This window comes from Endozoicomonas sp. ONNA1, assembly GCF_024606325.1.
Lineage (GTDB): Bacteria > Pseudomonadota > Gammaproteobacteria > Pseudomonadales > Endozoicomonadaceae > Endozoicomonas_A.
Map to the genome: position 1 here is coordinate 1 of NZ_JAHHPN010000606.1, position 12202 is coordinate 12202.

Below are 12202 nucleotides of genomic sequence, written 5' to 3' on the forward strand. Positions count from 1 at the left end.
TTTTGAGCTCGAGCGGAAATCTCACGACAACAAAAAGGTAAAAGTTGAGCTGAATATACCTGGCCGTCACAATGTTCTCAATGCGCTTGCCACCTTTATCGTGGCATCGGATGAAGGTATGCCCGATGACGTCATCTGTGAGGGGCTCAGGCAATTCCAGGGTGTTGGCAGACGATTCCAGGTGCAGGGACATTTTCAGACTGAGTCTGCCCGGATGATGCTCGTTGACGATTATGGGCACCACCCGACAGAGGTGGCGGCAACGATCAAGGCTATCCGGGCTGGATGGCCAGACAAGCGGCTGGTAATGGTGTATCAGCCACACCGCTATTCGAGAACCCGAGATCTTTACGAGGATTTTGTTGAAGTGCTGTCCCAGGTTGATGTCTTGCTTTTGATGGAAGTCTATCCGGCAGGAGAAGATCCGATTCCGGGTGCAGACACACGAAGCCTCTGTCGAAGCATTCGTCAGAGAGGCCAGTTGGAGCCCATTTTTATCTCCAATCCCGATGAAGTAAGCAAGTTTCTGCAAGGTGTTGTTCAAGATAACGACCTTGTTTTGACTCAGGGTGCCGGAGACATCGGTGCTTTGGCTGTGAGGCTGACGACAGAGCTGGGTAAAAAACTGGCAGACATAACTCGGGACGGAAAGGTAGCTTGAAGATGTACAGCCAAGATCAGGGGCAAGTTGCCATCGATGCAGACAGCCAAAAGCTAAGAAAAGTGCTCGGTAAGGTAGCCGTGTTACTGGGTGGTTGCTCGGCCGAACGTGAAGTGAGTCTGGCATCAGGTACACGAATCTTTGAAGCCCTGCAAAACAGTGGCATAGAATGTTGTTGTATTGATCCTGTCGACGGGCTGGTCAGTCAGCTGGTTGAACAGAAGCCTGATCGCGTTTTTATTGCCCTGCATGGTCCCCGCGGCGAGGATGGTACGGTGCAGGGGTTGCTTGATCAAATGGATATTCCCCATGCGGGCAGTGACATCATGTCTTCAGCATTGGCGATGGATAAATACAGAAGCAAGCTGCTCTGGCAGGCGGTGGGTTTACCCACTCCGGATTTTATGCTGATTGAACGGGTTGAAAGCCTGGACTGCTGTGCAGAGTTATTACCGGCTTTCGTAAAACCCAGTCTGGAAGGCTCCAGCGTAGGGATCTCAAGAGTGGATCAGGAGCAGGATCTGCTTCCAGCCTGGGAGCAGGCTTCAGAATACGGGGGGGGCGTGCTGGTGGAGCAGTTTATTGATGGTCCTGAATTTACCGTAGCGATTCTTAACGGGCAGCCTCTGCCTGCTATTCGAATCGAGTCGGCAGAGTCTTTTTATGACTATGACGCCAAGTATATCTCAGGGAATACTCAATACCACTTGCCCTGTGGCCTGTCTGAAAGCAAAGAGCAAGAGCTTCAGGCACTGGCTCTGACCGCTTTCGAAACACTGGGCTGCTCTGGCTGGGGGCGAGTTGATTTTATGCAGGACGAGAGAGGGCAATTCTGGCTGCTTGAGGTTAATACTGTGCCCGGTATGACTGAGACAAGTCTTTTTCCTATGGCCGCAAAGTCAGTGGGTTTGTGTTTCGAAGCATTGGTTCTGGAGATTCTGAAGTCGTCCCTGTCACCGGCTCGCCAGAAAGAGCCTGGAATAAAGGAAAGCAACGAGCTTGTTCAGACTGAATCAGAAGCTATCTGACAACTCTGGCAAGCGGAGCCGTCGGGCGAGTGTGGCAAGAGACAAAAAGCAGGCTCGTTTCATTCCATGGAAGCGCTGCTTTGGGTTGACTGTTGTCTGCGCTCTGGCCGGGACTGTTCTGTGGATCTGGCCGACGTTGATGATGTGGCTTAATCAGCCGATAGCACGGGTGGAAGTGCGTTCTACGTTCAATTATCTGGAACGTGGTGATGTTGAAAAACGGCTGGCCCCCTGGTTGGTCAACCGTTTTTTTTACCTTGACCTGGAAAAGATGCGAAGGGCTGTTCTGGATATGCCCTGGGTGAGGGAAGCCAGTCTACGTCGGGAGTGGCCAGATACTCTGATAGTCAGGCTGGAAGAACGAAAACCGATTGCCCGCTGGCAGGATGACGGTTTGATTGATGAAGACGGAGAAGTCTTCAGACCGGGGTCTCTGGAGGCCTTCAGTAAGCTGCCCAAGTTGGCAGGGCTGGAAGATCGTTCGCAGGATGTAATGCAGCAATACCTGGCATTTAGTCAGGTAATAAGGCCTTTGGGGGTAACTGTCCGGGAATTGAGGCTCAGTACGACATATTCCTGGTGGCTGAAGGTGGATCATGTTGATGTCAATCTTGGACGTGATCGCAGAATGGAAAGATTGCAGCGTTTTATCAGGCTATATCATGCAAGGCTTGATGATCGCTGGCAGGATGTAAAGCGCGTTGATTTGCGCTATTTGAATGGGGCTTCGGTGGCCTGGAAATAGTCATGAAAACATTGTTATGCGTTTTCGTGGCAACACTGGAGTGTTGGGTTCGGCGCACTGACTCTTTCAGTCAGGGTGGTTTGGGAAGATAGATGCCATGACAGCGGCAGATAACGGAAATTTAATCGTCGGACTCGACATTGGCACTTCCAAGGTTGTAGCGATTGTGGGTGAAATAACCGCAGATGGTCAGCTGGAAGTGATCGGGATCGGCTCCCACACTTCGCGGGGTCTGAAGCGAGGTGTTGTGGTTAATATCGACTCTACGGTCCATGCCATTAAAAGAGCGGTGGAAGAGGCTGAGTTGATGGCTGGTTGTCAGATCCACTCTGTGTACGCCGGCATCGCAGGTAATCATATTCGCAGTCTGAACTCTCATGGAATCGTTGCTATCAGGGAGAGAGAGGTGACCAGTGCCGATGTTGACAGGGTGATTGATGCCGCTCAGGCTGTTGCTATTCCCGCAGATCAGCGGATTCTCCATATTCTGCCTCAGGAATATGTGATTGATACCCAGGAAGGAGTGAAAGAGCCACTGGGTATGTCAGGTGTGCGTTTGGAAGCGAAAGTGCATCTGGTGACCTGTGCCGTCAATGCGGCGCAGAATATTGAGAACTGTATTAAACGATGTGGTCTGGAAGTAGACGACATTATTCTGGAACAGCTGGCTTCGAGTTATTCCGTGCTTTCAGAAGATGAAAAAGAGCTCGGTGTATGCATGGTAGATATTGGCGGTGGTACTACCGATATTGCTATTTTTACTGAGGGAGCCATACGACATACGGCTGTTATTCCAATAGCGGGTGATCAGGTCACCAATGATATTGCTATGGCTCTGAGAACGCCCACACAGCATGCTGAAGAGCTTAAGATTAAATACGCCTGTGCCCTCACCCAACTGGCTCGCGCTGAAGATATGATCAAAGTTCCGAGTGTTGGAGACAGGCCGGCCAGAGAACTGTCACGACAGTCGCTGGCAGAGGTAGTTGAGCCCAGATACGATGAACTGTTTACGCTGATTCAGGCGGAATTGAGACGAAGTGGTTTTGAAGACCTCATTCCAGCCGGTATTGTGCTGACTGGTGGTACGTCCAAAATGGAAGGTGCTGTAGACCTGGCAGAAGAAATTTTTCACATGCCGGTCAGGCTCGGTGTGCCTCAGGCCATTCAGGGGTTGACAGATGTCGTTTGCAATCCTATCTATGCAACAGGTGTCGGCCTGCTTCATTATGGTTTGAAAGCTCAGCAGGAAGGGCGAAGGGAAACGGCCAGCTTCGGCAGACAGGAAGAAAGTCTGCTTAATAGGCTTAAAAAATGGTTTCAGGGTCAGTTCTGATTGAGGGGCAGTCGCCATCAGCAGAAATGATCGCTACAGAAGACAGTGAATGGATTGTCTTTTGTGAAGTAGGAGTACCTTGTGCAAATGACCATTTTACAGGGTGTTCTTACAGGAAAGTAATCGTGGTGTTGTGGTAATGAATATTCAGAAAATATCCTGTTTACGGTGACAGAAAGGAGAGAGCCATGTTTGAACTGGTGGATAATGTTCCGCAGGAAGCGGTGATAAAGGTAGTAGGCGTTGGTGGCGGTGGCGGTAACGCAGTCTGTCACATGCTGAACAGTCGGTTGGAAGGCGTTGAGTTTGTCTGTGCCAATACGGATGCTCAGGCTCTGAAAAAACAGCACCTTCAGGCTCATACCCATCTGCAGCTGGGGGCTAACATTACTCGCGGTCTCGGTGCTGGGGCAAATCCGGAGGTCGGTCGTGATGCTGCAATGGAAGACAGAGACCGGATTGCTGAAGTGTTAGCGGGCTCTGACATGGTTTTCATCACCGCCGGCATGGGTGGGGGGACAGGCACCGGAGCAGCACCGGTTGTGGCTGAGATTGCCAGGGAAATGGGTGCTCTGACCGTAGCAGTGGTGACCAAGCCCTTTTCTTTCGAAGGTCGTCGCAGAATGGCAGTGGCTGAAGAGGGTCTGAATCAACTTAAGGAGAGCGTAGATTCTCTGGTCTGTATTCCTAACGAGAACCTTCTGCCGGTTTTGGGGCGTGATGTCAGTCTGCTGAACGCATTTGGTGCGGCCAATGACGTTCTGTTAGGCGCAGTTCAGGGTATTTCGGAATTGATTACCCGTGACGGACTGATTAACGTTGACTTTGCTGACGTTCGTACAGTTATGTCTGAAATGGGCATGGCTATGATGGGCACTGGCTCTGCTACAGGCAGTAACAGAGCGATTGAAGCGGCTGAGCGTGCTATCCGCAGCCCTCTCCTGGAGGATGTCAATCTTCAGGGGGCTCGTGGCGTGCTGGTTAATATTACTGCGGGCCTGGATCTTTCTGTAGGTGAATTCCACGAAGTAGGTGATACAGTGCGTGAATTTGCTTCAGATAATGCCACCACCGTGGTGGGCACAGTTATTGATCCGGAAATGACAGATGAATTGAGAGTGACTGTTGTTGCGACCGGTCTGGGAGACGCTGGTGGGGAGCAGGATCAGTCTCTTAAAGTGGTTGAAGGTTCCAAGCCCAAGGCGGTCCGTCCAGATGGTACCCTGAATCTCAAGGAGCTCGATATTCCTCCTCGTGTTCGCAATAAAGCTGCTGAACAGCCCAAGGTTGAGGAAAATGAAAAGCCCCGCAGGCAGGCGCCATCATCTGACAATGTGGATTACCTTGATATACCGGCGTTTTTGCGTCGACAAGCCGATTGAATGAATGACCGGTTGTGTCATATGTAACTTTTGTTACAATGAGTCGTTGCATTCAAATAACAGGGGCCTTAGAGGTCGCGGAATAGCGTTATCATGATCAGACAGCGTACCCTGAAAAATATTATTCGAGCTACGGGAGTGGGGTTACATTCCGGTGAAAAAGTCTATCTGACTCTTAAACCGGCTCCCGTCGATACTGGCATTATCTTCTGTCGCACAGATCTTGATCCTGTGGTGGAAATACCTGCTCGTGCAGAGAATGTCGGAGAAACAACCCTGTGCACCTCTTTGCAGAAGGATGGTGTCCGGGTAGATACCGTTGAACATCTTCTTTCGGCAATGGCGGGGCTGGGTATCGACAATGCCTATGTCGAAGTTAGCGCCCATGAAGTGCCGATTATGGACGGTAGTGCCGGGCCTTTTGTTTTTCTGATCCAGTCTGCTGGTATTCAGGAGCAGGAGGCGGCCAAGAAATTTATCCGTATCAAGAAGGAAGTCACCGTCACTGATGGCGAGAAAACGGCTACCTTTAAGCCTTATGACGGCTTTAAAGTCAGCTTTACTATCTATTTTGACCACCCTGTTTTCAAAGGTCGTTCACAGACCTCTGAGATTGATTTTTCTAGCACCTCTTTTGTAAAAGAAGTCAGTCGGGCCCGTACCTTCGGATTTATGCGTGACGTTGAGTACCTGCGTTCACAGAATCTGGCTCTGGGCGGCAGCGTTGATAACGTAGTAGTGGTTGATGACTACCGCATTCTGAACGAGGACGGTTTGCGTTATCACGATGAGCTGGTCAAACACAAGATTTTGGACGCCATCGGTGACCTTTATCTGCTTGGCAATAGCCTGGTTGGACAGTTTGTGGGCTACAAATCAGGACACGAATTGAATAACAAGCTGGTTCGTTCTCTGCTGGAGAATGAAAAAGCTTGGGAGGTGGTGACATTCGAGAATACTGAAGTAGCGCCGATTTCCTACCTCAAGCCAGCTGCGGTTACCGCTTAACCCTTGTGCGGGGGATTGATCATTGATCACTTTTCAAAAAAGGTCGCTGTGGCGACCTTTTTTGAAGTCGTGCTGGCTGAATGTAGCGTCTGGTTTAAGTGGCTATCTTAATCTGAAGGGCCAAGAGCGAAAAAACAAGGATCAAGGATATAGCAGAGAGACAGCAAAATGACTTTTTTACCGAAGTTCATCATTGCGTCCGAAATTGAGTCAATTCTCCAAGACTGAAGGGTCTTGTTCTGTCTCAGGGCAGGTTATGGATATGACGCTCTATCGCCTTCTGCATTGAAGCCCGGGCGTTAGGCAGTGATTTCCATAATAATGAGTGAATAACTTAAAACCGTTGGGAGTAAAGGGCTTCCTCGAATGAAAGTCATTGTTGTAAAGCAGGATCACTCTCGGACGCAGTCGTTCAGAGTCACAGGCAAGCGGCTGGCACTGGCTGCTTTTTCGGCGATTTCTCTCTGCATGATGCTGGGTGGAGGAATTACCTATCTTTTCCTTAATTCAAAACCTGGTGTTGTCCTGACCGAAGAAGGCTTGCAGCAATGGCGGGCAACCCTGAGCGGACAAAGGAAAGAAGTTGAAAATGTGCGTCTCGCTGCAGAGCGTCAAATTGATGCCCTGACTATTCGTCTGGCTGAGTTGCAGGGGCGGATTACCCGGCTGGATGCGGTTGGAGAGAGGCTTACCGTGGCTGCGAATCTCAATGATGGCGAGTTTTCCTTCGATGAGGTGCCAGCTATTGGCGGGCCGGAAGCCTTACCTTTTAACAAATCTCTCTATTCAAAGCCTCCACTTATTGATGCCATTGATCAACTTTCCGAGCAGATAGATAGCAGAGAACAGCAGTTTGATATTCTGACCAGTCTGGTCTCCAGCAGAGCCATGAGTGATGATGTCTTCATAGCGGGACTTCCTGTCAGGAAAGGTTGGCTCTCTTCTCGTTTTGGTCAGAGAGCAGATCCTTTTACCGGAAAGCTATCTTGGCATTCGGGTATTGATATGGCCGCAGTAAATGGCTCCGACGTCATTGCTGTGGCTGCTGGTGTTGTCACCTGGTCGGGTGAACGTTCTGGCTATGGTCTTATGGTTGAGATAAATCATGGTAATGGCTACGTAACTCGATATGCCCATAGTCAGGTCAACAAAGTCAAGGTGGGTGACATCGTTACCCGTGGTCAGGTTATTGCAAAAGTAGGAAGTTCAGGCCGTTCAACAGGTCCGCATGTCCACTTTGAAGTGATTCGAAATGGTAAACATGTGGATCCTCAGCGCTACATTTATCGGGTCAGTAAGTAACTCTCCCAAAATAGGTAATGTGCTGTTTATTTTTTCTGATACTTCCGGTTCTGTTTTGTGACTTTTTTGTTCAATGAACTGCGCGAACCGAGCATTGATTTTGGAGTGTCTGAGCCGGTGACGAAAAATAGTTTCCCGCCCTTGAAATGCATCTTTTCTGTCCTTATATCCTTCCTGGTTGGTTTAAAGTGCGGATTTTCCGCTTTTTAATTCGACTCGTTAGAAGTGTCTGGCGTTGATGTCAGTCAATAAATATCCATCTTGAGCTTAACGTTTATGGTTTATTAAGCATTCAGGGGCAGATTTATAGCTAATATGGATGAGACTTTTGTGTGATTGTCATAAAATATTTGGCTGTTCTTTAGCTTGTCCGCCCACCCGGGATTGTCGGCAAGAGAGGCAGCCCCGGAATCAGAGTGAGACTGTAACCAATCTATGTTAGCTTCGTTAGTCAAAAAAATTATCGGTAGCCGGAATGATCGCCAGCTGAAACGCATGGGCAAACTGGTCAAGCAGATCAATGCCATAGAAGATCAACTGTCTGGTCTCAACGATGAAGAGCTCCGGGGCAAGACCCGGTTGCTCAAGGATCGCTATCAACAGGGCGAAAATCTGGACGCTTTGCTGCCGGAGGCCTTTGCTGTTGTCAGGGAGGGCAGCAAGCGCAGCATGGGTATGAGGCACTTCGATGTCCAGCTGATCGGTGGCATTACTCTTCACGAAGGTCGCATTGCCGAGATGAGAACCGGTGAAGGTAAGACATTGATGGCGACATTGCCTGTCTACTTGAATGCTATTACAGGTAAGGGTGTTCATGTTGTTACCGTCAACGATTATCTGGCTCGTCGTGATGCCCAGTGGATGAGTACTCTCTATGAGTTTCTTGGCCTGACAGTTGGTGTAGTCTTTCCTCAGCAGTCTCCTGAAGAGAAAAGAGCAGCCTATCAAGCTGATATTACCTATGGTACCAACAACGAGTTTGGCTTTGATTATCTTCGAGACAATATGGCATTTCGCAAGGAAGATAAGTTTCAGCGTGAATTGCACTATGCCGTTGTCGACGAAGTGGATTCGATCCTGATTGATGAAGCCCGAACGCCACTCATTATTTCCGGTCCAGCGGAAGATTCTTCTGAACTCTACAAGCAGATGAACAAGCTGGCTCCTCAGCTTAAAAAGCAGGAAGAAGAGCTTGAAGAAGATAAAGAGCCAACCGGTCATTACCTGTTGGACGAAAAGACTCGTCAGGTTGAACTGACTGAGGTCGGTCATCTGTTTATTGAAGAGCAATTGCAGAAACTGGGATTACTGCCTGAAGGTGAGAGTCTCTATTCTGCTCATAATCTGAATATGCTTCATCATGTGAATGCGGCACTGAAGGCACATGTACTGTTCATGCGCAATGTTGAGTACATCGTAGCCGACGGCGAAGTGCTGCTGGTAGACGAGCATACGGGGCGAACCATGCCGGGCCGTCGTCTCTCTGAAGGTCTGCATCAGGCACTTGAGGCCAAGGAAGGGCTTAATATACAGGCTGAAAGTCAGACACTGGCCTCCACGACATTCCAGAACTACTTCCGACTTTATGAAAAGCTTTCTGGTATGACCGGTACAGCGGATACAGAAGCGTTTGAGCTTCGCCAGATTTATGGACTGGACGTTATTGTTATTCCGACCCATAAACCTATGGTGCGTGAGGATGGTAACGATCTGGTTTATCTGACCATCGAAGAAAAGTACGAGGCAATCATTGCAGATATCAAGGAAACCGTTGAACGGGGGCGTCCAGTTCTGGTGGGGACTGCATCCATTGACGCTTCCGAACTGTTATCCAATGCCTTGAACAAGGCCAGGATTCCTCACAATGTTCTTAACGCCAAATTCCACGAGAAAGAAGCCGAGATCATAGCCCAGGCGGGTCGACCAGGTGCGATTACTATTGCTACCAATATGGCGGGTCGTGGTACTGACATTATTCTGGGCGGCAGCTGGGAAGCCGAGCTCTCTGCGGTTGAAAATTTGAGTCAGGAACAGGAAGATCAGATCAAGGCCGAATGGCACAAGCGCCATAAGGTAGTACTGGAAGCCGGTGGTCTGCATATAATCGGTACTGAGCGTCATGAATCCCGTCGAATCGATAATCAGCTGCGTGGTCGATCCGGTCGTCAGGGTGACCCGGGTTCTTCCCGCTTTTACCTGTCTCTAGAAGATAACCTGATGCGTATCTTTGCCTCTGAACGGGTGAAGAGCTTCATGAAAGCACTGGGTATGGAGAAAGGTGAAGCCATTGAGCACCGAATGGTGACCAATGCGATTGAAAAAGCCCAGCGCAAGGTTGAGGGTCGTAACTTCGATATTCGAAAGCAGTTGCTGGAATACGATGACGTCGCCAATGACCAGCGAAGAGTGGTCTATAAGCAGCGTGATGAGCTTCTGAATTCTGAAAATGTGCAGTCGAGCATCGACAGCATGAGAGCCGAAGTGGTCAGCGATGTCATTTCCCAGCATATTGCACCCGAGAGTCTTGAAGAGCAATGGGATGTAAAAGGTCTTGAGCAGATGCTCGGGGCCGAACTGGCTATGCAGTTGCCGATCCAGAAGTGGCTGGATGAAGACGACAAGTTGGAAGAAGAAGGCCTGAGAGAGAAAATTCTGGCTGAGGTAGTCTCCAGCTACAAGCGGAAAGAAGAGCTGGCGGGAGACGAGTCCCTGAGGAACTTCGAGAAGCATATCCTGTTGCGAGTATTGGATGACAAGTGGAAAGAGCATCTTGCGACCATGGATCATCTGCGTCAGGGGATTCACCTGAGAGGCTATGCCCAGAAGAACCCCAAGCAGGAATACAAGCGAGAGGCTTTTGAATTGTTCCAGTCCATGTTGGAAGATATCAAAACGGACACCATTCGTATCCTCTCTCATGTCCAGGTTCAGCAGGATGATAAAACTGAGGAATTGGAAGAACAGCGTCGCCAGGAGCTGATTCGTCGTATGCAGTTCCAGCATGACCAGGCTCAGGGTATGGCAGAGAACTCCGTGGAAGAGCATGAGTCGCCAAAAGGTTTGACTGAACCTTTCGTTCGTGAAAGCCGTAAAGTTGGCCGAAATGAACCATGTCCCTGCGGTTCTGGCAAGAAGTACAAACAGTGTCACGGTAAGATTGTCTGATACTGACTGCTTCCATAAAAGAAAACAGGCCGCTTTACGGCCTGTTTTCTTTTATGGACTGCTTAACACCGGCTGATTTATGGATGTATTGCGGTATAATCGTTGCCTCCTATCATTCGGCCAGTTAAGAAGTCCAATGGAGCAACTCGTTTTAAAGCCCATCTCCCGCGTGCAAGGGGAGGTGTCTATTCCTGGCTCAAAAAGCCTGTCCAATCGTATTTTACTGCTTGCCGCGCTGGCAGAAGGTACAACGACCATCAGCAATCTTCTGGATAGCGATGATGTTCGCTATATGCTCAGAGCTCTGAAAGCGCTGGGTGTTCAGTATCAACTGTCAGACAGCAATACTGTTTGTAAAATCACTGGAGTAGCTGGTCCGTTGGGCTCTGGTCAACGTCTGACTCTGTTTTTGGGGAATGCGGGTACTGCCATGAGGCCATTGGCGGCGGCTTTGTCTCTGGGGGAAGGTGAATACACTCTGACGGGTGAGCCCAGAATGTATGAGCGACCCATCGGCGATCTGACTTACTGTCTTGAACAGGCTGGTGCAAACATTGAGTACCTGGGTAAGGAAAACTTCCCGCCTCTGAAAATTTCAGGCTCGGGTCTTAAGGGGGGAGACGTCAGCATCAGGGGCGATATCTCCAGTCAGTTCCTGACTGCCATGCTGATGGCAGCCCCATTAGCATCAGGCAAAACGATCATTAACATTGATGGTGAACTGGTTTCCAAACCCTACATCGACATCACCCTTTCGGTTATGAGTCGCTTTGGTGTGAATGTTCTGAATAATGAATACCAGAGCTTTGTCGTGGAAGGGGGGCAGACCTACCGTTCCCCGGGCGAAATTATGGTGGAAGGAGATGCTTCCTCGGCCTCTTATTTTCTGGCTGCGGCCGCTATCGGAGGCAAACTAAGGGTTCATGGTACCGGTGATGCCAGTGTTCAGGGCGATGCCCGTTTTGCTGAAGTGCTTGAGCAAATGGGCGCTAAAGTTACGTGGAGTGACAACTGGATTGAAGTAGAGAAAGGTGAACTCAAGGGTGTGGATGTTGATCTGAACCATATCCCGGATGCGGCCATGACCATTGCGACTACCGCTCTTTTCGCCAGTGGGCAGACGGCTATTCGAAATATCTACAACTGGCGGGTTAAAGAGACTGACCGGCTATCAGCGATGGCGACTGAGCTTCGTAAAGTCGGAGCCGAAGTGGAAGAAGGTGAAGATTACATTGTGATTAATCCTCCAGAAATGGTTAAGTCTGCAGTCATAGATACCTACGACGATCACAGAATGGCCATGTGTTTTTCCCTGGCGGCATTCGGTGGTAGCCCAATTACCATCAATGATCCTGGTTGTACTTCAAAGACCTTTCCGAACTATTTCCAGATATTTAAAGAAATTGTTGAGTAATTAATAACAAAGTGCGAACAGTCAAATAAAATTGCAACAATCGCAAAGTCAATTACGCTAGACACAAGATAAATCATTAGAAGGTGAATTTATCTTGTGGGTTTCAGCTACAAAGCTCGCCAAGATTGAAGGCGTAACCAGCCAAACTATAAGGCGCAAGA

At 49.3% G+C, this 12202-nt stretch carries 9 protein-coding genes; all 9 read left to right on the plus strand.

The features are described from left to right. The coding region (locus KDK19_RS13885) for a glutamate ligase domain-containing protein (RefSeq protein WP_306801347.1) at positions 1-661 on the plus strand (661 nt) is incomplete at its 5' end. Between the two features lie 2 nt (positions 662-663). Beyond that, positions 664-1689, plus strand: coding sequence for a D-alanine--D-alanine ligase (locus tag KDK19_RS13890; protein ID WP_306671316.1), 1026 nt, complete (start codon positions 664-666; stop codon positions 1687-1689). Then, entirely contained in the window at positions 1661-2434 is a 774-nt protein-coding gene (locus KDK19_RS13895; protein ID WP_257279941.1) for a cell division protein FtsQ/DivIB, read from the plus strand. Before KDK19_RS13890 ends, KDK19_RS13895 begins: the two co-directional genes overlap by 29 nt. A 97-nt stretch (positions 2435-2531) precedes the next feature. After that, positions 2532-3770, plus strand: coding sequence for a cell division protein FtsA (gene ftsA / locus KDK19_RS13900; RefSeq protein WP_257276280.1), 1239 nt, complete (start codon positions 2532-2534; stop codon positions 3768-3770). A gap of 188 nt (positions 3771-3958) precedes the next feature. After that, positions 3959-5152 (plus strand): cell division protein FtsZ, encoded by a 1194-nt coding sequence (ftsZ, locus tag KDK19_RS13905; protein WP_257279940.1) that lies wholly within the window; start codon positions 3959-3961, stop codon positions 5150-5152. 93 nt (positions 5153-5245) lie between these two features. Further along, entirely contained in the window at positions 5246-6160 is a 915-nt protein-coding gene (gene lpxC / locus KDK19_RS13910) for a UDP-3-O-acyl-N-acetylglucosamine deacetylase (RefSeq protein ID WP_257279939.1), read from the plus strand. Positions 6161-6526: 366 nt separating this feature from the next. Continuing rightward, the gene (locus tag KDK19_RS13915) at positions 6527-7462 is read left to right on the plus strand and encodes a M23 family metallopeptidase (RefSeq protein WP_257279938.1); all 936 of its coding nucleotides are present in this window, start codon (positions 6527-6529) and stop codon (positions 7460-7462) included. Between the two features lie 435 nt (positions 7463-7897). After that, positions 7898-10627, plus strand: a complete 2730-nt coding sequence (secA, locus tag KDK19_RS13920; RefSeq protein WP_257279937.1) for a preprotein translocase subunit SecA — start codon at positions 7898-7900, stop codon at positions 10625-10627. Between the two features lie 136 nt (positions 10628-10763). Beyond that, a complete protein-coding gene (gene aroA / locus KDK19_RS13925) occupies positions 10764-12041 on the plus strand; it encodes a 3-phosphoshikimate 1-carboxyvinyltransferase (protein ID WP_257288576.1) in 1278 nt (425 codons plus the stop codon). The last annotated feature ends 161 nt before the right edge of the window (positions 12042-12202 follow it).